Source organism: Collimonas sp., assembly GCF_039923675.1.
In the GTDB taxonomy this organism is placed as follows: domain Bacteria; phylum Pseudomonadota; class Gammaproteobacteria; order Burkholderiales; family Burkholderiaceae_D; genus Collimonas.
Genome location: NZ_JBDTCG010000026.1, coordinates 1 through 24,085, shown reverse-complemented (window position 1 = coordinate 24,085; position 24,085 = coordinate 1). Strand labels below are relative to the sequence as shown.

The following is a 24,085-nucleotide window of genomic DNA, read 5'->3' as shown; positions in this document are numbered from 1 at the left end:
ATAACCGAAAGTGACAGTGTGACGACGCCGAGAACGAATTCATAGGTGGAGCGGATGACCGCTTACATTCTACCTGTCAGCAGCATAGGTCGACGCGGCGCCAGAACAATGAGGCATTGGCTCTCGGGGGGGGGCATTTGGTGAACTGGATAAACTGTACCGGAGGAGATGGCACTACAACCCTAAGCACTTTTTTGGGCGAGTTACAGGCGTCGGCTGGAGATCCAAAGTTGTACCGAGCGCAGCGGCGGTCTGGATAGCTTGCTGATAGTCCTGGAACACGATCTGCCACAGCGAGTTAAGGTAAGCTGTTTCGCCGCTACCAGTATTTAGAGGTTTTGAGCATTCCTTCCAAAAGCTAGCAAGATCCTTGGAATAGCTGGCTCCCAAGGCGCTCACACTCGCTTGGTTTTTTAGGTCTGTCTGCTGAGCATTGAGTGTTCCGGGTTGTGGCAGCACGGCGGCAACAATGGATTTGCTGTAGTCGGTGCCGGCGGTTTGCGTAGCATTGGCGAGTGCAGCGAGGAAGATGCTCGGATTTCCTACCTCATGTACACTGACGGTCACGTTTACAGGCACACGGTTGAGAGCCTCCTCTGCTGGAGTAAGCGGAGAAGACGATGACGGCACCGGCACATCAACGTCGTCATGCAGTCCTGGGATAAGCACCCATGCTTGCGGATAGGCGGCGACCTTGGCGTCTGCCGCAGTTGCGCCCGGCTTTTCAGCATTTAGTGCGAGCGTGAAATTGACGTTAAGCAACCCGCCCTTCTCGGCTTCATTCGATGTGACCCGTGCCTTGCCTTGATCGGAGGGCACGTAGGTGGCAACCTGCGATAGCACGATGCCGATCGTGATTTGTCGCTTCTTGGTACTAGCCTTCGTTTGAAGCGATGTTGGGTAGTAGAGGGCCTTGGCCCGGGGCAACGCTATGGAGGCCCGTACGGTAGTCGAAGTAGCTACTGGTGCTGCTGCACCAGCACCAGTAGCCGCAGATTTCGCCGTTGCGCCGGAGGCTGCCTTTCCATAGACCTCCGCAACCTCGTCGAAGCCGACCTCGATATAGAAGTCAGGTGGTGTGAGGTTCTTTGTCGTGAGGCCGAACTGCTTCACGAAGCCTTCTCCTGTCGGCGAGGTTAGCGGCAGGCCGTCCAACATGTCTTTGCCGTTCTTGCAGCTATCAGGTACGGTATTAGCCAGGATTTTGTTGTCGCACCAGGATGCAGCGTTGCCAAGGACAACGTCAGGCGACTTGTAGATAGCGATAACGTAGCAGGCGGGGGGCGCCAATCTTTGCAGCTTGGTGCCGTATTTCGGGTCAGTCGTATCGGTTACTTCGGAATAGTACAAACGCGAGTTAGTGGAGCTAACCGTGTACCCGTCTTTGTCGGCTTTCGCTGCTTGGGAAAGGATTTGACTAGGTATTCCGAAAATGGTCGAAGTCACTTCGCCAAGTGCAACGTTCGCCAGGGCTCCGGCGAAGATACCGAGAACGAACTCTTGTGGCTTTTGATGTTGTTCAGCGTAGGTCTTTGGGACCAGGTCAGACGGGCAACGATTGAGTGGCCAAACATAGGCGAGCGGCGGTTCGGACACTGACGGAGTAACCGGGAGAAGGCTACATCCTGTCAGCAACAAAGCGAAGCCGATCCCTATGGCGACGAAGGGACGACGTGCTACTCGAAAGCCCTTCCAAGTCCTATGAACTGGTTTCTGAAAACCCTCTGGAATCGACGGCATCGTCCTTCCTCTCGTGTCGTGCATGGAATAGTGAGGCTTTGACTCCATCGATCTATTCCGTGCTCTCAGCGACCCATGCACAAACAGATCAGTAGTTTAATTCTTGCTTTTCTGTTCGCTCAGTATAAGGAGTGCTCATTGCAATTACAAATAATTCGAGTTAAAAGGCTCTTTAAATGAGAGTTCGGCCGGTTTGAAACGCGAGTCGTTACAGGTGAGAGATGGCCCATCTCGTAAAGTTTAATGATTGCAAAGAACCCCTCACAGTCAGATATCAAGCATCATTCCTCCCAACAACGACCGAACGGTTCCTGGTTACGGCTCAGTTCATCTAACAGGCTATTCGAATATGGAAATATGATGAATGAAGCTTTTGATTTTCAGTCTAGTTCTGATTCTGATCTTCAGCGGCCAACAGGCGTTGAATGTGGAATGTGGCGTGAAATCAATTAAACTATTTGTTATTTCTCCAGTATAGGGTTGTTGCATCCAATGAAATCTAAACTGAATTACGGTATACCTGACGGTATAAACGTGGCTTAAATAAATATGTTAAATGAAATCAATGACTTATCGACCGATTGATTTGATCGCCCGCTATGTGGAACGCATGATGAGCGTTGACCGAGGCATCGCCTGAGGCAGATGTATCGAGGAACGGTAGCCGCTTCCGATGCCGTCTTTGACCTCTCAATACGCCGAAATCCGCATATGAAAAAAAACTCTCCCGTCGCCCCGCGCGCATTGTTGTTCCTGATTGCGCTGATTGCGTGGTTTGCCATCGCTGCGCAATTCTCGATTTCAATTCCCTTGCTGCTGGCCAAAGGCATGACCTATGGCGAAGCGGTCTGGCGCATGTTCGGCTACCTGACAATCCTGACCAATGTGCTGGTCGCCGTTGCCTGCAGCGTGCTGCTGCTCAAGCCGGACTCCGCGCCCGGCCAGTATTTCTCCCGCCCCGGGGTACAGACCGCAATAACGCTGTACATCATTATCGTCGGCTTGGGTTACAACGTCCTGTTGCGCAACCATGCGCCGTTCACGGGTTTGCATCGGCTGTCTGACGAGAGCCTGCATACGGTTGTCCCGCTCTTGTATTTGTTTTACTGGCTATCGTATGTGCCAAAGAGCGGCTTGCGAGCGAAAGACAGTTTGTTGTGGCTGGTCTATCCGCTGGCGTATTTTGCGATGGCGATGCTGCGCGGCGGATCGTCGGGTTTTTACCCTTATCCGTTCCTGAATGTCACCAACCTCGGCTACGCCCGGGTGATGGGGAATGCAGCCATGCTGCTGGCAGGATTCTTCGTACTTGCGCTGGCGCTGGTGGCCATTGCAAAATTCAGGCGCAATGCGCTCGTCACTGATTAGGGCCTGCGTGTAAAAGACGACAGTTTTTTGCCATAGCGATACATGTTGTTACAGGCCTTACGAGTTGTGCGTGGCGAAGCGTCCGAAATTTAGGTTAAATATAGTTATGTTTAACTCAGATACATCGAGAACTGCCATGAAGAAAACCATGCGCGTCACCTTGCTCGGACTGCTTGCCGCTACTGGCATGCTGTTCTCGGCTGCGCCCGCATTTGCCGGTGTCAACTGGTCGGTCAACGTTGGCGTGCCGGCTTATTACCCGCCGCCGCCAGTCTACTATGCGCCGCCACCGGTCTACTATGCGCCGCCGCCAGTCTATGTGCGGCCTCCAGTCGTCGTCTATGGCGCTCCCGGCTACTATCCTCCGGCTTATTATGGCCGCCCAGGCTACTACTGGCGCGGACGCGGCTGGCACGACCACTATCGGCATGATCACGGCGGCTGGCGTCGTTAATGGCGCCACCCTGACCGGCAAGACAATGTAGCGGAATAATGTGGTAACTTAGCGTGGTGCGATACATGCGCCACGCGCCATAGCTGCAAACGATGGCGGCGTGACTAAAAACAGACACACCGCATTTTACTGTATGTATATACAGTACTTATGGTACAGTTCAATCTCCTTCAACGAGATTGGAAATGCTGCCATGACGAACTTGGATATTACCTCCGGCTCCCGCTTTGGTATGGAGTCTACCCCTTCCTCAATATTGATGCGCTTCGGCAAGCGCGAGCTGTTCATCTGCCGCGACTTCTACAAACGCCTGTATCGCAGCAATCCCGTAGTCGAATGCAACGCCGGCATCCAGGCGGGGCATCTGGAAATCCTGTTATTCCGCAAATGGCTTGTGGTCATGTCGAAAGCGCATTGATCCCGGTAATTATTGTTTGCTGACACCCGGTTATTTTGCATTATTGAAACGATTACTCTAGCTCACTGCGTAGCGTGATTTTCCCGTAGCTGTTAAATTTGTTGCATCAGCCGGCTTGTCCGGTTGCCACACAATATATATAACAAGACCGGGAGACGCATCGTGCAAGACGAGTTCGACTTTGTCGTGGTTGGCGGTGGTTCTGGCGGCTGTGTGATGGCCGGCCGTCTGACAGAAGATCCTGAAGTATCGGTATGTCTGTTGGAAGCCGGCGGCAGTGGCGATAGCTGGGCGGTGAAGTTGCCGGTCGGGGCCCTGAGCATGGTGCCGACCAGGCTCAACAACTGGGCGTTCGAGACAGTGCCGCAAGCCGGACTGAACGGTCGTCGCGGTTACCAGCCGCGCGGCAAGACGCTCGGCGGTTCGTCGGCGATCAATGCGATGGTCTACATTCGCGGCCATCGCTCGGATTACGATCACTGGGCGCAACTGGGCAATCCCGGCTGGTCCTTCGACGATGTATTGCCATATTTCAAGAAATCAGAGCATAACGAGCAGTTTTCCAACAGTTGGCACGGGCAAGACGGTCCTTTGTGGGTCAGCGATCTGCGTACCGACAATCCCATCCATCAGCATTACCTGGAAGCCGCGCGCCAGGCCGGCTACCCGCTCACCACGGATTTCAACGCCGAGCAGCAAGAGGGCCTGGGCATTTATCAGGTCACGCAAAAGAACGGCGAACGCTGGAGCGCAGCACGCGCTTATCTGTTGCCGCATCTGGGATCTCGCAGCAACCTGTGCGTGGAAACCGGCGCCTATACCGAGCGGCTGATCATTGAACAAGGGCGCGCTGTTGGCGTGGAGGTCAGGCAGGGCGGCAAGTTGCGCACGCTGCGCGCCAGGCGCGAAGTGATCCTGTCGGCCGGGGCTTTCCAGTCGCCGCAGATATTGATGTTGTCCGGCATCGGTGACGGCACGGAACTGCGCAAGCTGGGCATCCAGGTGCAGCATCATTTGCCCGGTGTTGGCAAGAATTTGCAAGACCATCCGGATTTTGTGTTTTGCCATAAGTCGGACAGTCTGGATACTTTCGGCATTTCCGCCAGCGGCTCAATGCGCATGTTCAAGGAACTGCAGCGCTTCCGCCACGAACGGCGCGGCATGCTCACCAGCAATTTCGCCGAGTGCGGCGGCTTTTTGAAGACGCGGCCGGATCTGGCCGCGCCCAACCTGCAACTCCATTTCGTCATCGCCTGCGTCGAAAATCATGCACGAAAACTGCATCTGGGGCACGGTTTTTCCTGCCACATGTGCTTGTTGCGTCCGAGGAGCAAAGGCGAGGTCAGGCTGCGCAACACCAATCCGCAAGATGTGCCGCTGATCGACCCGAGATTTTTCGACGATCCGCAAGACCTGGAAGACATGGTGGAGGGATTCAAGATGACCCGCAAATTGCTGGAGGCGCCGGCACTGGCCGCGTATGCCAAACGCGACATACGCACTGCGGATGTGCAATCCGACGATGAGATCAGGTCGGTGCTGAAGAGGTATGCCGATACGGTTTATCATCCTGTCGGCAGTTGCAAGATGGGGACCGACCAGGCTGCAGTGGTCGACCCGACATTGAAGGTGCACGGCATACAGGGTTTGCGGGTGGTCGATGCCTCGATCATGCCGACATTGATAGGCGGCAATACCAATGCCCCGACGATCATGATCGCGGAAAAAGCCGTGGACTTTATCCGGCAAGGGCCTTGATACAGGGCGATTGCCGACCGGACCCGGCAGGATTACGTATGACAGGAACTGATTTGAACCCGGCAGAAACAACCTTATTTACTAAGCGCCTGACCATAGAGCCGCTGCAATCTACGCATGCGGCGGCGTTATTCCCGCATTTTTGTGACACCGCACTGTACACCTTCATACCGCAACATCCACCGGTGTCGCTGACATCCCTGGCCGAACGATACCAACGACTTGCAAGCCGCGCATCTCCTGACGGTGCTCAGATCTGGTTGAACTGGGCGGTCCGGATCACGGGCAGCGAGGAATATATCGGTTATGGGCAGGCCGGCGTCGAAGCCGATGGCCAGGCGATGCTGGCATATTTTGTATTTTCCCCCTATCAACGCTGCGGTTATGCCGCAGAAATGTGCACGACAATCAGGGACTACTTGCTTAGCGCCTTCGCGGTCAACTCGGTCTATGCGCTGATAGATACACGTAACCAGGCATCTATTGCCCTGGTGGAAAAATTGGGATTCCAACGTGAAGCCTTGTTGCCAAATGCAGACTATTTCAAAGGTGCCAATAGCGATGAATACCGCTATCGCTACGCGAAAACCACCTGATCACACAACAGGTATCTCTCTGTGTTGGAGCAAAACAACGCTATGTTGCGGCGCATGATGACTGCTCAAGTTTTTTAGCTCAGTATCAGTCCACGCAAAAAAGAGTCCATCTCTCTAGAGGTGAGGAGACAGGGAAAGCCCGCATCGTTAAAGATAGCGGGCTTTTTATATTGGGGAACGGGTTTGTGGATGTCATGTTATTCACGAAACTGATAGTAGGCATCAGAAATAAGAATTGGCAATAAGTCCGCCATTTTTATATGCTGCAATGCATCAACACTATCTATTCTTTTGGAGCCCTGCCATGAACTTTCTGCAAACTTTGCCGCTGCTCGCCGTTGTTGCCGCTTTCGCACTGCGGTTTTACCTGTCCAAGAAAACTGGTGGTTCGCAGGAGTAATTTGTTTCCAGCGGCCTTGGATCGACAATTATCCAAGGCGCGGCAAGCAACGAATAAGCTGCTTTAAGCCACTGTTTCAAGAGTGATTTTCAACCCGGCACAACGTCGGTGCGCATCACCGGATACAAGTTAAATCGCTCATCCCAGGAAGAGTGCCTGCGCGCGAAGAATTCCAGCCGCGCAGCCGGGTCTTTCGCAAATGCAGGATCGTCAGCCAGTTTTTTCTGGAATTCGGCCGCCAATGCCGGATCAGCCGCCAGTTGCTGGCGCGCGACATCTTCCGCCACATACGCTTCCATATATTCTTTCTTCTCGAAGGCGTTGTTGAAACGTCCCCATGCCGCCAGCGAATCCGGCGCTTGCGGTTCCAGCAACGCCATCACCAGCCGCGCCTTGGCTTGCACTATCGGTACAAATAATGCGCCGGCCCCGAGGTCGCGGGTTTCGGCATGCCACGCGCCGTGCAAGTCCAGGCGCTGGTGGCTTTCCATCGATTTTGGATCAAAGCTGACCTTGTCGGCGCGAAACGTCTCCAGTTGCGCCTTGCTCAAGGCCGTCGGCAATACACGGAAAGCTATCCCGTGCTGCTGCAGTTTTTGCGCGACCCAAGCGGCATGCGCCGCAGGCACCAAGTAGCCCGCTTGCGGCACCTTGACGACAAGATCAGGTTGCAGGTCATCGCGCAGCGTCACATTCCAGATTTGCGGTTTGGTTTCATCGTAGTGCGTCATCAGTGCACCGGAAATATCCGAAGGCGTGCGCGTGTACTCGTAGCCGCGGAAAGCAACCGGCCGTGTTTTCTCGCTGGCCTTATAACTCAGCGCAACCGGCTGGCCGCCCAGCTGCGCCGCCCGCAGGTCGGCTTGCTGCGCCGTTTGCAGCCACTCGCCGCCATGTTGCGCGATTTGGTTCATGACGGCGACAATCGCGTTATGCGTAATGCGAACGCGGGCCGGATAATCTTTCCAAGAGTGCGTTTCCACCAGCATGCCGAAGCGGTTGCGCAGATGGAAATAGCCGTGGGAAAAGCGTGGCGGCGAAACGTCGTCGGTAAAACCCGAACTGGGATCATCGTCGACATTGAATGAGAGATAAAACGCTTGCGGCAGCGAGCCTTGTCTGGCCAAGTCAGCGATGACGTTGTCGCGCAGCGCCTGGCCATCCTTGCGCAAGGCGAGGTCGCTGGCATGCACCGGCTCGACCTGGATCGAGACGTCATGCTCGAACTTGGCGCCGTCGGTGACATGCAGATCGATATAGGCCAGCGGATCCCACAGGTTGACCAGCTTCAGCATCGCCTGCATTTCAGGTGTGTCGGCTTTGGCGTAATCGCGGTTCAGATTGAAGTTCTGGCCGGTGGTGCGCCAGCCCATTTCTTCCGGACCACGCTGGTTGGGACGATTCCAGCGGCCGAAGCGCTCATGGCCGTCAATATTGAACACTGGCACGAAGATCAGTACCTGCTTGCTCAGCACGCTGTTGGTGGAAGTGTCCTGCAAGGCTTCGCGCAAGGCCAGGAAGCCTGCATCCTTGCCATCGATTTCGCCAGCGTGAATCCCGCCCTGCACCAGCAGCACCGGCAAGCCGCGCTTGTGCGCCTGTTCCGCGCTGAGCGCACCGCCGCGCGACACGACCAGCGCCAGCATCGGCCGACCTTCAGGTGTGCGGCCGAACTCGGTGCAGCGCACTTGATTCGGATACGATTTCTGGAAAGCGGCGCACAGCGCGATGACTTCTTCATAGCGTCCGGTTTTCACAAAGCCGGAGCGCTCGGCAACCGTGCTGAGCGGATCGGCGGCGTTGACTAGCGGAGTAATGGTAAGGGTGAGCAGGGCAGACAGTACGGCAGAACGCAGCATGAATCAGGCTCCATCAATTTGGATAGTATGTAACGGAATGTAGCCTCGATTTTAGCGCGTCTGCCGGAATATTGCTTGGAGGAACTAGGCGTGAAGTATTGCGCCTGATTGTTGCTCAGGCTGGGATTGCCATCGGCTGAACTTCCTTCTTAATCCTCGGAAAAATCTCTTTCTCGGCGATTTTAAGATCATAGGTGAGCTGCAGATTCAGCCATGACTGCGCATCGCCGCCAAAATAGCGGGCCAGCCGTAAGGCGGTGTCGGGTGTAATGCCGCGCCGCTCGTTGACGATTTCTCCGATACGGGTAGCCGGCACATGCAGCGCCATTGCCAGTGCGTTGGCGCTCATCTGGTTGGGCGCCAGATAGTCTTCCCGGAGAATCTCGCCGGGATGAATCGGGCGCATGCCGTTTCTGGCTTTGCTCATGACGCTGCTCCTAATGATAGTCGACGATTTCGACGTTATTGATGCCTTTGGCAGTCCAGACAAAGCAAAGGCGCCACTGATCGTTAATGCGAATGCTGTATTGCCCGCTGCGATCGCCACCCAAAGCTTCGAGGCGGTTGCCGGGCGGGGCGCGCAAAAAGCTTAACGTCGCGGCGCTGTCGAGTTGCTGGAGTTTTCGTTCAGCCACAGTGCGGATGTTGGCGAATCTGGCGATCCGTTCGCCCTCATACAGGGCTTGGGTATCGCCGCATCGAAAGCTGAGTATCATGAAGGAGTTTGTAACGTATAGCGTTAAACGTCAAGCGTTATTTGACAACCTGCTCGCGAACGCTGCCAGGCGCCATCGGGACACGCTCTAAGGAAACCCTCAAGAGCGTGCCGTGTTTTGCCATACGGATTTTACAATCTGCGATATCAGCGCGGGTACATTTGGGTGATTTATAAGAAAAAACTGTTGGGGCTGACCGGCCCCATAAGCTGTCGTCTCAAATCGCCCTGGCCAAAGTAATCGCCTTTTCCGGGCAAGCCGTCACGCACAAACCACAAGCCCGGCATGCATCTGCATTGGGCGTATAAGCCACTTGCATGCCATGCACCCGCAGCTTGAATTTTTGCAGCGGTCCCAGAGGCTGGTAGTCTGCGTCATCGATCCGGCGGATTTCAAACACATTTTCCGGGCAGACCACCACACAATCCGCCTTGCTTTCGCAGCGCTTGAAATTCACCACCGGTACGATGACGCCAGGTTGCTGTTTGCAGTTTGAAGCGGCTGTTTGCCCGCTCATGTTATTTCCACCTGCCGCGGAACATGCGCATGCCGTCCTTGAATTTTTCGCGTTCCTCTTCGCTCATCTGCTCCCAGCGCTGGCGATGATGGGCGCCGTGCCAGCCGCCGCGGCCACGGAAGCCGCCAAACAGGATGCGGCACAAGACCAGCAAGCCGATGGCGCGCAAGTAGTCGATCTGATGCACGCCGGCGAATAGCGCAGGCATCAGCCAGTTCCACAGCGACATCACGATCCAGCCCAGGATCGCGACACCGACCAGGACCAGCAATACAATCTTGAGGAATTTACCTTTTCTGTTCATCATCATTACTCCTTCCATTCTCTTTTACACATCGAATTCGTCATAAATGTCTTGCAGGCGCCGACGCAGATACAGCACGGCGTAACGCTTGCGCGCCAGCAGCGTGTTGACGCTTTCGCCGCTGGCCGCAGCCAGTTCCTTGAAGCTGCGCCGCTCCAGCTCGTGTGAAATAAAAACCTCACGTTGCTTCGGCGGCAGTTCTTCAAGCGCGTCGTGCAGCGCAGCCAGCAAAATGCCGCGCGCATAGGCGGCTTCCGGCCCGGCATCCGCCAACGGCAGGAGATCATCAAGCCCGCTATCGTCTTCGTCCTGTTCTTCGGCGAACGGCAACTGCTGTTCTCTTTTCTTGCGAAAACGATCGACGATACGATTGCGCGCCACACGGAACAGCCACGCGCCAACCTGTTCTATCGGCTCGGGCAACCTGCTGACTTCGACCAGCTCATAGAGCACATCCTGCAAGACATCTTCCGCCTCATCCGCGTCGGGCATGCGCTTGCGGATGAAGCTGCGCAGCCGCGCCCGCTCGCGCAAGACGGTTTCGGTGATGTGCTTGTCGGAGTCGGCCATCAGGTCAGGGTTCCGCGTCGTTTCCATACTGTGAAGACGTATCACAGACAGAAATATTGTATCTGCAAGAGATTTAAAAATCGGGGAGATATCGGAGGGGCAGGGCACACCATTTTCCGGCTTCTGCAGCGCTACGGAGATACGGCTAGTCACTTCTAGCCTACCAGGTGAGCGTCGAAAAATGGACTCAAATAACGTGTTCACCGGGATATGTAAAAAATCGCGTACACTAAAATCCGAGCCCGCAAACTCATATAGGCTTTACAACCAATTCAGATGCGCGTCGGTAACTTATGCTACATTTGTTGGTAATTCCACAAGCGCGGAAGTACGCATGGCAAATGAACACAGGAGAATGAGTGCTGCAGATATGGCGGCACTTCGTACGCGGGAAGGCGCAGTGCTTCGTTATTAGAACGATAATGCCAATAATTGCACTTATGGCGTAGGTACGCTGGCACGCACTGGCGTATATACGCCTGAAGAATTACAGCGTCCAGTTACAATCCATCAAGTCGGCAGAGCGAGAGTATGGCGGCGGATCAATAAAGCCGACCGCCCAGGCCCTGTGCGTTACTGCTGAGACGAAAAAAATGATTCAGAGGATAGAGCGCGCTAAATAGCCCTTTGCACGCTCAACAAACCGCCTACCGGTGGTTTTTTATATTCAGATTCAAGCGCAAACGAACCCAAAATTTCGCCATGGCCCGGAAAATCCTGCACTATCCCTACATGGAGCAAGGGCAGAGGCCGAAAAGAAAAAAGAGTTACAGGCCGAAGCGTGTAACTCTTTGATTTCATTCGTATTCTGTGGGGTGGCTGACGGGACTCGAACCCGCGACAACAGGAATCACAATCCTGGACTCTACCAACTGAGCTACAGCCACCATTGCATTACTACTGCAACGCCCTAATGCTTGTTCAGCACTAAGGCAGCTGGCTATTATACAAACTAACCCGCCGCCTGGCAAATCAAATAATGCGGATTTACGATATTCCTTCAGGAAGCGCTATGGCCGCGACTTGGAAGACCTGTGGATGCAACTGCAACAGGTTGGCGAATGTGGTTTCCAGTACGGATTGGCTGCCGCTGGCGAACGCGGTCACGCACCCTTCGCGCGCTTGTTGTTGCAGCAGGTCTTTTTCATGCAATACCTTGGCCAGCTGACGGCTGACGGCGTCGCCGGTATCGATGATCGTCACCGGGTTGCTGCTCAGTTCGTGCACGATGTCTTCTATCAGGGGGCGGACAAAAGGGTAGTGGGTACAGCCCAGAACCAGCGTGTCGACACCTTTTTCGAGCAGCGGCGCGACATAGCGCCGCACCAGCAATGCGGTCTGGGGTGAGCGTAACTCACCTTTTTCGATCTGGTCGACCAGGCCGACGCAGGGCTGTAATTCAAAACGGACGCCGCTAACGGCGCTGATCTCTTCCTGCAAAGCCAACAGGCGGGCGCTCATCAATGTCGCCTTGGTGGCCAGCACGCCGACGATTTTGCTGCGGGTTTGCGCTGCAGCCGGCTTGAGGCCGGGTTCGATGCCGATCACCGGCAACGCCGGATAGGCGGCGCGGACCATCTTGATCGCGGCAGTGGTCGCGGTGTTGCAGGCGACCACCAGCGCCTTGGCGCCGGCTTGCAGCAGGAATTCCGTTACCGCCAGCGTGCGCGCGGAAATCGCCGCTTCCGATTTGTCGCCGTACGGCGCGTAGGCTGAATCGGCAAAATACAGGAGATTCTCATACGGCAGGTTCTGACGGATATGCCGCAGCACAGACAAGCCGCCGATGCCGGAATCAAAAATGCCGATGGGCGCAGTGCGCACCATCGGCAAGGAGTTGCTGCTGGATGTCATGGAGTTTGACGGATCAGATGGTAGTCACAGGGATTTTCGAGAGCGCTGCGTGGGCGATCTTTTCCTGCCATTCCTTCGGTCCGGTGTTGTGCACCGAGATGCCGTTGGAATCGACCGCCACCGTCACCGGCATGTCTTTGACGTCGAATTCGTAGATCGCTTCCATGCCGAGGTCGGCAAAGCCCAGGACCTGCGCCGACTTGATCGCCTTCGACACCAGGTAAGCCGCGCCGCCTACCGCCATCAGGTAAGCCGACTTGTGCTTCTTGATCGATTCGATTGCGGCCGGACCGCGTTCGGCTTTGCCGATCATCGAGATCAGGCCGGTCTGTTCCAGCATCATGTCGGTGAATTTATCCATGCGGGTAGCGGTGGTCGGACCGGCGGGGCCCACCGCTTCTTCACGCACCGGATCGACCGGGCCGACATAATAAATCACGCGATTGGTGAAATCGACCGGCAGCTTTTCGCCCTTGGCCAGCATCTCCTGGATGCGCTTGTGCGCGGCGTCTCGGCCGGTCAGCATCTTGCCGTTCAACAGCAGGGTCTGACCCGGTTTCCAGGATGCGACTTCGTCCTTGGTCAGGGTGTTCAAATCAACCCGTTTCGATTTCTCGGTGTCCGGCACCCAATGCACTTCCGGCCATTCCGACAACGATGGCGGTTCCATGTAGGCCGGGCCGGAACCGTCGAGCACGAAGTGGCCGTGGCGGGTCGCCGCGCAGTTCGGGATCATCGCCACCGGCTTCGAGGCCGCATGGGTCGGATGCATCATGATCTTGACGTCCAGCACCGTGGTCAGGCCGCCCAGTCCTTGCGCGCCGATACCCAGCGCATTCACTTTCTGGAACAGCTCGATCCGCAGTTCTTCGGTCTTGTTTTGCGGGCCGCGCTTGAGCAGGTCGTACATGTCAATATCCTCCATCAACACTTGCTTGGCCATCAGCATCGCCCGTTCGGCGGTGCCGCCGATACCGATACCCAGCATGCCCGGCGGGCACCAGCCGGCGCCCATGGTCGGCACGGTCTTCATGACCCAGTCGACCAGCGAATCGGAAGGATTCAGCATCACGAACTTGGTCTTGTTTTCCGAACCGCCGCCTTTGGCTGCGATCTGCACATCCACGGTATTGCCCGGCACCAGTTCCATGTGCACCACGGCTGGCGTGTTGTCCTTGGTGTTCTTGCGTTCGAACTGCGGGTCCGCCACGATCGAGGCGCGCAGCATGTTGTCCGGGTTCAGGTAGCCGCGGCGCACGCCTTCATTGACCGCATCGGTGATCGAACCCTTGAAGCCTTCAAAGCGCACGTCCATGCCGATCTTCAGGAAGACGTTGACGATGCCGGTGTCCTGGCAGATCGGCCGCTTGCCTTCGGCGCACATGCGCGAGTTGGTCAGGATCTGCGCGATCGCGTCTTTCGCTGCGGGATTCTGTTCCTGCTCGTAGGCGCGCGCCAGATGCTGGATATAGTCGACGGGATGGTAATAGCTGATGTACTGGAGTGCAGCGGCTACCGACTCGATGAGATCTTCCTGCCGGATCGTAGTGAGCGTGGACAGGGTGGCTAGGGTGGTCATGGCGGTTCTCTTTAAGATGCTTTGTAAGAAAATGGCAAAGGGGTGGTGCGGATAGTTCGGTTAGTGATCCGGGCCGGCCTGGTTCTGGGTCGCGGTCATGATGCGGTCGCACCAGGCAATCGCCAGCGCCGACAGCAGGAACGTGATGTGGATACCGGTTTGCGCAACCAGCGTTTTGACATCATAGGAATTGGCGTTGATAAACGTCTTCAGCAAATGGATCGACGAAATACCGATGATCGCCATCGCCAGCTTGACCTTCAGCACCGAGGCATTCACGTGCGACAGCCACTCGGGCTGATCCGGATGGCTCTCCAGGTTCATGCGCGACACAAAGGTTTCATAGCCGCCGACGATCACCATGATCAGCAGGTTGGAAATCATCACCACGTCGATCAGGCCCAGCACCACCAGCATGATGGTGGCCTCAGTCAGCTTGGTCGGGCGCAGAGCGCCTTCGATGGTGACGGCGTCCAGGATATGCGCCAGCGACGAGGCATTGCCGAACACGGCGCCGATCAGGTCGGTCAGTTCAACCCAGAAATGAAACACGTAGACGCACTGCGCCAGGATCAAACCCAGATACAGCGGCAGTTGCAGCCAGCGGCTCATGAAGATCAGGTTCGGCAGGAGGCCGATGACTTTTTTCGGCGCAGAGGGTTGAGTATTGCTAATTGGCATTATTTGGAGGCGGTGGGATTCCGCTGGGATTGACAAGGCGTCGCTATTTTACACTTCCTGGACCGTTTTCATGGTTCGGGGCCAACTGGCCACCGCGATGCCGGTCAATACCAACCCCAGCGCCACAAAGTGCGCCCAGCCCAGGCTTTCATGCAAAAACACGACGCCGATGAACGCCGCCGCCAGCGGCATCAGGGCGGTAAAGATGCCCGCCACGTTGGCTTGTACGTACTTGGTGCCGGTCAGCCACAGCCAGAAGGCGATCACGCTGGCCGCCAGCGCATACCAGATGATCAGCGACCACATGCCCGCCGTGACCTGGCTGAAATCGTAAGACCAGGCCGCAGCCAGGCCGAACGGCAGCATCAGCAACAAACCGAACAGATGGCTGTAAGCGGTAATCCGCATCGGCGACAGAGTTTGCGTCAGGCGCTTGGAGAGCACCACGTAAGTGGCTTCGCAGACCACCGCCGCCATCACGAACAGGTTGCCGATCACGGACGTATCGCCGCCATCGGCCTTGCTCAGGTTAAGCACGGCAATACCTGCGATCGCCAGCAGGATCGACGCCAGCGTGCGCGGCTGCAGCCTTTCTTTCAGGATCAGGCGCGACAGGATCGCCACCGCCGCCGGCAAGGTGCTGGTGATCACTCCCGCCGCCGTCGCGGTGGTGTGCTGCACGCCATACAGCATGCACAGCGTGAACAGGAAAGTGCCGAAGAACGCCTGGCCGAACAAGGTCAGCCATTCGTGGCCCGCCATGCGCAGCGCCCCTTTGAAAAACTGCGGCGCCATCACGATCACCGCAATCACGAAGCGCAGCAGGCCGAACACCACCACCGGCATCACGCCGATAATCGCCTTGCCGAAGCCGATGTTGGCGCCGACCAGCATCATGGCCAGTGCGAGATAAACGTAAGACCTGGCGTGAGATTTTGTAGAGTGCATGCGAGCCGTGCGATGTTGTATTCGAGCCGAATATGCGATGATAGCTGATTGTTACGCTCTGCTAGCGCCAGCAGGCAAACTAGGACTGGTCCGAACATGTAAGGACTGAGTAAGTGAGAAAGCATACCTTTACCCGCAACTATTAAAAGCAGGAGACCGGCATGGCCAACATCGAAACCTTTTCGCAAGAAACCCGCATTTTCCCCGCTCCGGCGGAATTCGCCAAGACCGCCGCAATCTCCGGCATGGACGCATACAACGCACTGGTAACCGAGGCAGAACAGGATGAACAGGGCTTCTGGGGGCGTCTGGCCCGCGAAAACCTGGAATGGCACAAGCCCTTCACCAAGGTGCTGGACGAATCCAGCGCACCTTTCTACAAATGGTTCGACGACGGCAAGCTGAACGTCTCCTACAACTGTCTCGACGTCCATTTGCAAAACGGTAACGCCGACAAAGTCGCGGTCATCTTTGAAACCGACGGCGGCGACGTCACCAAGATTACTTACCGAGAACTGCACAAGAAAGTCTGCCAGTTCGCCAACGGCCTCAAATCGCTGGGCATCAAGAAGGGCGACCGCGTCGTCATCTACATGCCGATGTCGGTGGAAGGCGTGGTCGCCATGCAAGCTTGCGCCCGCATCGGCGCCACCCATTCAGTGGTGTTCGGCGGCTTTTCCGCCAAGTCGCTGCAAGAGCGCATCATCGACGCCGGCGCAGTCGCCGTGCTCACCGCCGATGAACAGGTGCGCGGCGGCAAACGCCTGCCATTGAAATCCATCGTCGACGAAGCGCTGGCGATGGGCGGCTGCGACAGCATCAAGAACGTAGTGGTCTACAAGCGCACCGGCGGCGACACCAACTTTGTCGCCGGCCGCGACCTCTGGCTGCACGAACTGGTCGCATCGCAAGCGGAAACCTGCGAGCCGGAATGGGTCGACGCTGAACATCCGCTGTTCATCCTGTATACGTCCGGCTCCACCGGCACGCCGAAGGGCGTGCAGCACTCCTCTGGCGGCTATCTGCTGTGGGCCGCGCTGACCATGAAATGGGTATTCGACATCAAGCCGGACGATGTTTACTGGTGTACCGCCGACATCGGCTGGATCACCGGCCACACCTACATCGCCTACGGTCCGACCGCAGTCGGCGCTACGCAAATCATTTTTGAAGGCGTGCCGACTTTCCCGAACGCAGGCCGTTTTTGGGATATGGTGCAACGGCACAAGGCCACGATTTTCTACACCGCGCCAACCGCGATCCGCTCGTTGATCAAGGCCGCCGATGCCGACCAGAATATCCATCCATCCAAATATGACTTGTCGTCGCTGCGCCTGCTCGGCTCGGTCGGCGAGCCGATCAATCCGGAAGCCTGGATGTGGTACCACAAACACATCGGCGGCGAGCGCTGCCCGATCGTCGACACCTTCTGGCAAACCGAAACCGGCGGCCACATGATCTCGCCGCTGCCAGGCGCGACGCCCTTGGTGCCGGGGTCATGCACCTTGCCGCTGCCAGGCATCCAGGCCGTCATCGTCGACGAAGCGGGGCACGAGCTACCGGATGGCCACGGCGGCATCCTGGTCGTCAAGCGTCCATGGCCATCGATGATCCGCGCCATCTGGAACAACCCGGAACGCTTCAAGAGCGCTTACTTCCCGCCCGAATTCGGCGGCAAGCTGTACCTCGCCGGCGACGGCGCCATCCGCAACAAAGACACCGGCTACTTCACCATCACCGGCCGCATCGACGACGTGCTGAACGTCTCCGGCCATCGCATGGGCACCATGGAAATCGAATCGGCGCTGGTCGCCAACCCGATGGTGGCGGAAGCGGCAGTCGTCGGCAAGCCGGACGACACCACCGGCGAAGCCATCTGCGCCTTCGTTGTCCTCAAGCGCAGCCGCCCCACCGGCGACGAAGCCAAGCAGATCGCCAAGGAGCTGCGCGACTGGGTCGCCAAGGAAATCGGCCCGATTGCCAAGCCGCGCGAAATCCGTTTCGGCGACAACCTGCCAAAAACCCGTTCCGGCAAGATCATGCGTCGCCTGCTGCGCGTGTTGGCGAAAGGGGAGGAGATTACGCAGGATATTTCAACCCTGGAAAATCCAGCTATCCTCGATCAGCTCAAAGAAGCGCAATAATTTCTTGGGTTTGGTGAAATTGGCAGAAGTTGCAACTAAAAGCTGCAGCTTTGTCGGTAGATCCATGAAAATGGACGGATTGAAATAGAAACTTCGATTTCCTGCCGATTTGTTGCTATAATACGCGGCTTCGTGAAATTCAAATCTCGCGAAGCGCTGTTGTACCAGCAGGAGAGATGGATGAGTGGTTGAAGTCGCACGCCTGGAAAGCGTGTATAGGTTCATAGCCTATCCGGGGTTCGAATCCCCGTCTCTCCGCCAAGTGTTTATAAGGCCTCCCGAACGGGAGGCCTTTTTATTTGTACTATAGATGCGAGTTGTACTATTAAAATCCGTATACGTTAGCGCAGCGGCGCGACGAACTCAGGCTTTCTGCGATAGACACGATCAGTTAGTCGACTATCAGCATGAGCGAGTAGAGCCCTAGCGTGTTCAAGACTTGAAGCGTCGCTGGCACACTTCGCCCGCAAATCGTGTTCAGTGAATTTTTGCTGAACTTTGGTTTCCTCCAAGACCCGTGTACTAAATCCACTCCACATTGAATCCCAACCGCCAGCACGCCCGGTCTCTTCGTTGAAGTAACATTTCCCCGATCTGTTGCAGAAAACGTAAGGTGATATTTTTACAGGGCGCGCGGCAATTGCCATTTCTACAGCTTCTCGTACCTCTTCAGACCAGCCAATAATTAAACGCTTGCCAGTGCTGTTTAAAGTTTTATGCGGCGTTACATGAATACCATCTTCTTTTAGGTCCGGCTGGGTCAGCCGAAGTAGATCCCCGCGTCGCATGCCAGTGAGTAGCTTCAAACGAATATAGGCCTGAACCGCTAAGACGCTACCAGTTTTTCGCTTTGATGTAAGCGCCAGACATTCGATAACTTCCCAATCTTCGACATAGCGCGTTCGCGCCTTTTCACCTTCAAAGCGTACTTCCCCCTTGAATGGGTGCCGGTCGATGTAACCCCATTCCACTACTTTTGTAAACGCATGCGACAGCACCTCTATTTCACGACGAGCTGATATTTTTGCCGCGCGCTTTTCAATATATTGATAGACGTGGCGTGGTTTGAGATCAAGAAGAGCGGTGTCTGCGAATACCGCACGTAGCGGCCTAATGGCGACTTTATTATGCGCTTGCGTCGTTACCCCTTTTCGAGGGACGACTTCCAACATGTAACGGTCCAGAAGCGCTCCGATAGTGCTGGCATTCTCGATGACTCCGATGCGTTCGGCCCAAACCTTATAGGCTTCCGGCAATTTTGAGCCCAACCTAAATGTTCGCTTCCCATCCCACGCCGGTTCTTGTCCAGGTGGAATTTGGTAGTAATAAGCGCCATGAGTAAAGCGCCAACGCGCGGGCATCGGCTTAATCCTTCAATGCGATGTTTTCGATCACGACGCCCAGGCCGAAATCTTCCACCACGTAGGCGTCGTTGGACGATTCGTAGTTTTCGATACGGTCCCGCTTGGCGGCGTCTTCCACACGGCGGCGGCGTGCGCCTTCCTGCCAGTAAATCGACAGGTTGTCGTACCGGGTAATCAAAATCGTGTTGTCGGGGAAGAACGGCACGCGCACAGCTGGCAGACCGCCAATTCTCTTCTGGCCAACGATGATGTCGGCGGCCAGGGTTTCAGTCGGCGCTTGCTTGGTGTTGATCAACAGGAAATACTTGTCGCTCAAGAGCTTGCGGCCCACGATGGCAACTAGGCCCGTATCTTCCTGATACCAGGGATCGAGCAAATTCAAGGCATCGGTCACGGCGGCGTCCAGGTTGGCATAATCGCCACCGGCGCCGATGACGACCTTGCCGGAATCTTTGACACCTTCATGCAATACGCGCTCGGGCGCTTGTTCACGGTAGTGTTGCAACCAGCCCTTGTTGACATCCTGCAGCATCGGGAATTTGTCCAGGTCGGTCTTGGCCGCGACTTTTATCCCGTTAAAACCGATCATCATCCGGTCCAGCGCCTGGCGTTGCAGGATCATGGCAGCAATGCGTTGTTGAAAATCGGGGAATTTCGCCCAGGCATCCAGCTTGGCATAGGTGATATGCGTATCGAAATTGGTCTTTTCGCAGCGGTAGCGCTGGTTGTTGAGTGCTGACACGTCACGCGTTTGACGCTCTTCGCTCTTGGTGTCGGTGCGGCTGGCAATGGGACCAGAGACCGACAAACCTAGCTTTTCGCCTTCCTGTTCTGTCACGCCTGGCATGTTGATCTTTGACAGGAACTCGCTGGAGAGTTGCTGTTTGTTTTCCAGCTTTTGCTGTACTGACGGATCGATGCTGAATGTCTCTGCTGCGCTGCTGGCGTCGTTGAGTTGCGCCAGGCGTTGGGTGTATTGGTTGTACTTTTGACGCGTCAGTTTTTTCATGTGTATTGCTCCGGTATTCATTCAAATAGGGGGGGATGGGTGATGGCGCGGCGCAGATCAGAAATCCGTCTGCAAGTCGCTGCCGCCACCTGTCGCGGCGGGCCGCGTGGTGGGGTTGCCGTCTTCGGTGTCAATCTGCTGCTTGAATTCGGCAAAGTCGGTTGTCATTTGGGTCAGCGCGGCTTCCAGGGTATCGACGCGCTTGTTGCTGTCGGCAAATTGCTGGTCATGACCGGCGGTATGCGTGGCGACGGCTTCGATGGCGGTAGCGACATCAGAAAAGCGGGCTTCGTCGCTGGAATCCTTGGTGGTGACTTTCTTGAACAGGTTTTTAACCATGGCCGACAACTTGCCGCCGTCTGGGGAAGATGGGGTGTCGTCTTCAAATTCCAGTTCTGTTTCTACCGCCGCCGAAAACAGGTTGTCGGCGCTCTGCTTGCGATTGGCAAAGGGGCTGGCCTCGGGGTTTTGCGCGGCGAATGACAGAATCTCGGTTCCCAGGCTGGCCGGACTGTCGGTCACGGCCAGGCCGACCAGATAGGCTTCGCCGGTATCGGCAAATTTCGGGTTGATTTCGATGCTGGTATAGATTTTCTGGCGATTCTTGTTCATGGCGACCAGTTCCGGCGTGGGGGAGATCTGCGCGAACAATGCCAGCTTCTTGACGCCACCCAGCACGACTTCTTCGGCCTTCACCGCCAGCACGTCGCCATAGGCTTTAAACGGGCCATCCGGCAACGTGCTACGCAAATGTTCCAGCCAAACGCGTGCGCCATACAGTTGACGATTGAAGGTAGCGGCCATCTGTTCAATAAAAGGCCGGTCGATGACGCGGCCATCGGTGGTCGCGCCTTCGACGGCGACGCGGAAGAATTTGGATTTCTGTTTATCTGCCATGGTTGTCCTGGTGAGCCTGCATAAGTGGTGGTTGAATCAGGACACCATAGTCGGCGCTGGCGGCGACTGACTCAACAAGCAGAGGGTTGATAAGCGAGTTAGCAACTTCCTGCTGTCCCCGTTACGCGCGCGCGGCGCATACGCTTGCGGCATGTCAGAAAACGCACCCGAACTCCCCGACCTCAAACCGGAAATTGATCCGCGCCGCATAGCCAAGCACCTGTACTGGCAAGGCTGGCGCGTCACATCCATTGCCAAACACCTGGGTCAAAAGCGCACCACGATAGAAAGCTGGAAGACCCGCGACGAATGGGAGAAAGCCACCTCACTAGAAAAAATCGAAGTGTCCCTGGAAGCGCGCCTGGTGCAACTCATCTGCAAGGATGTCAAAACGGGCGGCGACTTCAAAGAAATCGACCTGCTCATGCGCCAAGTGGTGCAGGCAGCCCGCGTGCGCCGTTATGAAGAACCAGGCGGCAATGAGGTTGATCTCAATCCCAAACTGGCGAACCGCAACGCGGGACCGAAGAAAAAGCCGACCAGGAACGACTACAGCGAGGAACAACGCGACCAGTTGCTGGAAGCGTTCCAGGACTCGCTATTCGACTATCAGAAGGCGTGGCACCGCAATGGCGATCAGCGCACGCGGATCATTCTGAAATCGCGCCAGATCGGCGCTACCTGGTACTTCGCCCGCGAGGCGCTGGCCGACGCCATGCTGACTGGCCGCAATCAGGTCTTTCTGTCGGCATCGAAGTCGCAAGCGCACGTTTTTAAACAATACATCATTCAGTTCGCCAGGGAGGCGGCGAACATGGATTTATCGGGTGACCCGATTGTGTTGCCCAATGGCGCGCACCTGTACTTCCTGGGAACCAATGCCAGGACCGCCCAGGGTTATCACGGCAATTTCTACTTTGACGAATTTTTCTGGACCCATAATTTCACGGAGCTAAACAAAGTCGCGTCCGGCATGGCGATGCACAAGAAGTGGAGAAAAACCTATTTTTCGACGCCGTCATCGATCACGCACCAGGCGTATTCGTTCTGGACTGGTGAATTGTTCAATAAACGCAAGGCCAAGGCCGAACGGACCGACATCGATGTCAGCCACAGGCGGCTGGGCGACGGCGCGGTCTGCGAAGACAAGATCTGGCGGCAGATCGTCACCATCCTGGACGCCGAACGCGGCGGTTGCAACCTGTTCGACCTGGATGAGTTGCGCGATTTCGAATACAGCCCGGATCAGTTTGAGAACCTGCTGATGTGTAACTTCATCGACGACACGCAATCCGTGTTTCCGTTGACGGAGTTGCAGCGTTGCATGATCGACTCATGGGTTAGCTGGGACGACTACAAGCCCTTTGCCAAGCGGCCATTTGCAAACCGTCCGGTCTGGATCGGCTACGACCCCTCGTTGAACGGCGATAGCGCCGGTTGCGTGGTGCTGGCCCCGCCTTTGGTTGCCGGTGGCAAATTCCGCATATTAGAGCGCTTCCAATGGCGCGGCATCGACTTTGAGGCGCAGGCCAAGGCAATCAAGGAGATGACGGAGCGCTACAACGTCCAGTACATCGGCATCGACACTACCGGCATGGGCATCGGCGTATTCCCCCTGGTGAAACAGTTCTTCCCGATGGCTACCGCCATTACCTATTCGCCGGAAGTCAAAACGCGCATGGTCCTGAAGGCGCAAAACATCATCAGCAAAGCGCGCCTGGAGTTTGACGCCGGATGGACCGACATCGCGCAGTCCTTTATGACTATTCGTAAAACTTTAACTGCCAGCGGCCAGCGCGTCACCTATGACGCGACCCGCTCGGAAGAAACCGGCCACGGCGACCTGGCGTGGGCGGTCATGCATGCCCTGGACCACGAACCATTCGAAGGCACAACAGAAAGCACCCAATCATTTATGGAGATTTACACACAATGAGCAATAGCAATAAAAAACATCGTGCGCAGCGGCCCGCGATCAGCGCCACCACCCCGGCGCCATCGCCTGGCAAGTCGCAATTCGAGGCGTTCACGTTTGGCGATCCGACACCGGTCATGGAACATAGCGAGGTCATGGACAGCTTTGAATGCTGGCTCAACGGTAAATGGTACGAACCGCCGATCAGCTTGCCGGGCCTGGCGAAATCGTTCAACGCCAGCGTCCACCATAGCAGTGCGATCTATTTCAAGGTCAACATCCTGACCTCGACCTTTGTGCCAAATAAATATTTGTCGCGGGATGCGTTTAGGCGCTATGCCCTGGACGCGGCGATCTTCGGCAATGCCTATCTGGAGAAACGCAAAAGCCGTACAGGCAAGCTGGTGCAGTTCCAGCATTCGCTATCCAAATACATGCGCCGGGGCCGCGACCTGGATACCTACTATTTCATCAACGGCTGGCAAGAGGAACACGCCTTCGACAAAGGCAGCGTCTTCCACCTGATGGACCCCGATGTGAACCAGGAGGTGTATGGCGTTCCGCAATACCTCAGTGCCTTGCAATCGGCCTGGCTTAACGAAGCGGCCACGCTATTCCGGCGCAAGTATTACAAGAACGGTTCGCATGCCGGTTTCATTTTTTATATGACGGATCCAGCCCAGAACATCGAAGACGTGGACCAGCTGCGCCAGGCGATGCGTGACAGCAAGGGACCGGGCAATTTCCGCAATCTCTTCATGTACGCGCCCAATGGAAAGAAAGACGGTATCCAGATCTTGCCAGTGTCGGACGTGGCAGCGAAAGACGAATTTTTTAATATCAAGGGTGTGACCCGAGACGACTTGTTGGCTGCACACCGCGTGCCGCCGCAACTGATGGGGATCATGCCCAACAGCGCTAGCAATTTCGGCGCGGTGGAACCTGCAGCACGCGTATTTGCCCGCAATGAATTGATGCCGTTGCAATCGCAGTT

22 protein-coding genes and 2 tRNA genes are annotated in these 24,085 nt (G+C 56.1%); 9 read left to right on the top strand and 15 right to left on the bottom strand.

The window, feature by feature from the left end:
* Positions 1–174: 174 nt before the first annotated feature.
* Positions 175–1,740 (bottom strand): hypothetical protein, encoded by a 1,566-nt coding sequence (locus ABI171_RS06445; RefSeq protein WP_348091751.1) that lies wholly within the window; start codon positions 1,738–1,740, stop codon positions 175–177.
* A 711-nt stretch (positions 1,741–2,451) separates the two neighbouring features.
* Between ABI171_RS06445 and ABI171_RS06440 the strand changes: the two genes are divergently transcribed.
* From ABI171_RS06440 to ABI171_RS06420, 5 genes are all read left to right on the top strand, one after another.
* A complete protein-coding gene (locus ABI171_RS06440; protein WP_348091750.1) occupies positions 2,452–3,108 on the top strand; it encodes a Pr6Pr family membrane protein in 657 nt (218 codons plus the stop codon).
* A 136-nt stretch (positions 3,109–3,244) separates the two neighbouring features.
* Positions 3,245–3,562 (top strand): hypothetical protein, encoded by a 318-nt coding sequence (locus ABI171_RS06435; protein ID WP_348091749.1) that lies wholly within the window; start codon positions 3,245–3,247, stop codon positions 3,560–3,562.
* Positions 3,563–3,755: 193 nt separating this feature from the next.
* A complete protein-coding gene (locus tag ABI171_RS06430) occupies positions 3,756–3,980 on the top strand; it encodes a hypothetical protein (RefSeq protein ID WP_038492120.1) in 225 nt (74 codons plus the stop codon).
* Positions 3,981–4,142: 162 nt separating this feature from the next.
* Complete coding sequence (locus tag ABI171_RS06425; protein ID WP_348091748.1) at positions 4,143–5,738, top strand: choline dehydrogenase; 1,596 nt, start codon at positions 4,143–4,145, stop codon at positions 5,736–5,738.
* Positions 5,739–5,776: 38 nt separating this feature from the next.
* Positions 5,777–6,334: a GNAT family N-acetyltransferase gene (locus ABI171_RS06420; protein WP_348091747.1), complete on the top strand. Its 558-nt coding sequence runs from the start codon at positions 5,777–5,779 to the stop codon at positions 6,332–6,334.
* A gap of 489 nt (positions 6,335–6,823) precedes the next feature.
* On the opposite strand, the gene ABI171_RS06415 is transcribed toward ABI171_RS06420, so the two are convergent.
* From ABI171_RS06415 to ABI171_RS06365, 11 genes are all read right to left on the bottom strand, one after another.
* Entirely contained in the window at positions 6,824–8,593 is a 1,770-nt protein-coding gene (locus tag ABI171_RS06415; RefSeq protein WP_348091746.1) for a M14 family metallopeptidase, read from the bottom strand.
* Positions 8,594–8,708: 115 nt separating this feature from the next.
* Positions 8,709–9,020: a HigA family addiction module antitoxin gene (locus ABI171_RS06410; protein WP_348091745.1), complete on the bottom strand. Its 312-nt coding sequence runs from the start codon at positions 9,018–9,020 to the stop codon at positions 8,709–8,711.
* Positions 9,021–9,030: 10 nt separating this feature from the next.
* Positions 9,031–9,309 (bottom strand): type II toxin-antitoxin system RelE/ParE family toxin, encoded by a 279-nt coding sequence (locus tag ABI171_RS06405; RefSeq protein WP_348091744.1) that lies wholly within the window; start codon positions 9,307–9,309, stop codon positions 9,031–9,033.
* A 217-nt stretch (positions 9,310–9,526) separates the two neighbouring features.
* Complete coding sequence (locus ABI171_RS06400; protein WP_348091743.1) at positions 9,527–9,826, bottom strand: 4Fe-4S dicluster domain-containing protein; 300 nt, start codon at positions 9,824–9,826, stop codon at positions 9,527–9,529.
* Position 9,827: 1 nt separating this feature from the next.
* Entirely contained in the window at positions 9,828–10,136 is a 309-nt protein-coding gene (locus tag ABI171_RS06395) for a hypothetical protein (RefSeq protein WP_348091742.1), read from the bottom strand.
* Between the two features lie 18 nt (positions 10,137–10,154).
* Entirely contained in the window at positions 10,155–10,700 is a 546-nt protein-coding gene (locus ABI171_RS06390; RefSeq protein WP_348091741.1) for a sigma-70 family RNA polymerase sigma factor, read from the bottom strand.
* An 811-nt stretch (positions 10,701–11,511) separates the two neighbouring features.
* Positions 11,512–11,587: transfer RNA gene (locus ABI171_RS06385), tRNA-His, on the bottom strand.
* A 100-nt stretch (positions 11,588–11,687) separates the two neighbouring features.
* Positions 11,688–12,554 carry a glutamate racemase gene (gene murI, locus ABI171_RS06380; protein WP_348091740.1) on the bottom strand — a complete coding sequence of 289 codons (867 nt, stop codon included), beginning with the start codon at positions 12,552–12,554 and terminating at the stop codon, positions 11,688–11,690.
* Between the two features lie 13 nt (positions 12,555–12,567).
* A complete protein-coding gene (locus tag ABI171_RS06375; protein ID WP_348091739.1) occupies positions 12,568–14,133 on the bottom strand; it encodes a fumarate hydratase in 1,566 nt (521 codons plus the stop codon).
* A gap of 60 nt (positions 14,134–14,193) precedes the next feature.
* On the bottom strand, positions 14,194–14,808 hold the full coding sequence (locus ABI171_RS06370; RefSeq protein WP_348091752.1) for a TIGR00645 family protein: 615 nt from the start codon (positions 14,806–14,808) through the stop codon (positions 14,194–14,196).
* A 54-nt stretch (positions 14,809–14,862) separates the two neighbouring features.
* Positions 14,863–15,762: a DMT family transporter gene (locus ABI171_RS06365; protein ID WP_348091738.1), complete on the bottom strand. Its 900-nt coding sequence runs from the start codon at positions 15,760–15,762 to the stop codon at positions 14,863–14,865.
* Positions 15,763–15,923: 161 nt separating this feature from the next.
* On the opposite strand from ABI171_RS06365, the gene acs reads away from it, so the two are divergent.
* Both acs and ABI171_RS06355 read left to right on the top strand, forming a co-directional pair.
* A complete protein-coding gene (acs, locus tag ABI171_RS06360) occupies positions 15,924–17,906 on the top strand; it encodes an acetate--CoA ligase (RefSeq protein WP_348091737.1) in 1,983 nt (660 codons plus the stop codon).
* Between the two features lie 170 nt (positions 17,907–18,076).
* A tRNA-Ser gene (locus ABI171_RS06355) sits at positions 18,077–18,167 on the top strand.
* Positions 18,168–18,247: 80 nt separating this feature from the next.
* Here ABI171_RS06355 and ABI171_RS06350 read toward each other — a convergent pair.
* The 3 genes from ABI171_RS06350 to ABI171_RS06340 are packed head-to-tail and all read right to left on the bottom strand — an operon-like array spanning position 18,248 to position 21,176.
* The gene (locus ABI171_RS06350; RefSeq protein ID WP_348091736.1) at positions 18,248–19,267 is read right to left on the bottom strand and encodes a tyrosine-type recombinase/integrase; all 1,020 of its coding nucleotides are present in this window, start codon (positions 19,265–19,267) and stop codon (positions 18,248–18,250) included.
* A gap of 4 nt (positions 19,268–19,271) precedes the next feature.
* Positions 19,272–20,279 (bottom strand): phage major capsid protein, P2 family, encoded by a 1,008-nt coding sequence (locus tag ABI171_RS06345; RefSeq protein ID WP_348091735.1) that lies wholly within the window; start codon positions 20,277–20,279, stop codon positions 19,272–19,274.
* Positions 20,280–20,336: 57 nt separating this feature from the next.
* Positions 20,337–21,176: a GPO family capsid scaffolding protein gene (locus ABI171_RS06340; protein WP_348091734.1), complete on the bottom strand. Its 840-nt coding sequence runs from the start codon at positions 21,174–21,176 to the stop codon at positions 20,337–20,339.
* A 151-nt stretch (positions 21,177–21,327) separates the two neighbouring features.
* On the opposite strand from ABI171_RS06340, the gene ABI171_RS06335 reads away from it, so the two are divergent.
* Together ABI171_RS06335 and ABI171_RS06330 are read left to right on the top strand one after the other, a co-directional pair.
* Positions 21,328–23,112 (top strand): terminase ATPase subunit family protein, encoded by a 1,785-nt coding sequence (locus tag ABI171_RS06335; RefSeq protein WP_348091733.1) that lies wholly within the window; start codon positions 21,328–21,330, stop codon positions 23,110–23,112.
* Positions 23,109–24,085: phage portal protein (locus ABI171_RS06330; protein WP_348091732.1), on the top strand; the 977-nt coding region annotated here is incomplete at its 3' end. The genes ABI171_RS06335 and ABI171_RS06330, both read left to right, overlap by 4 nt.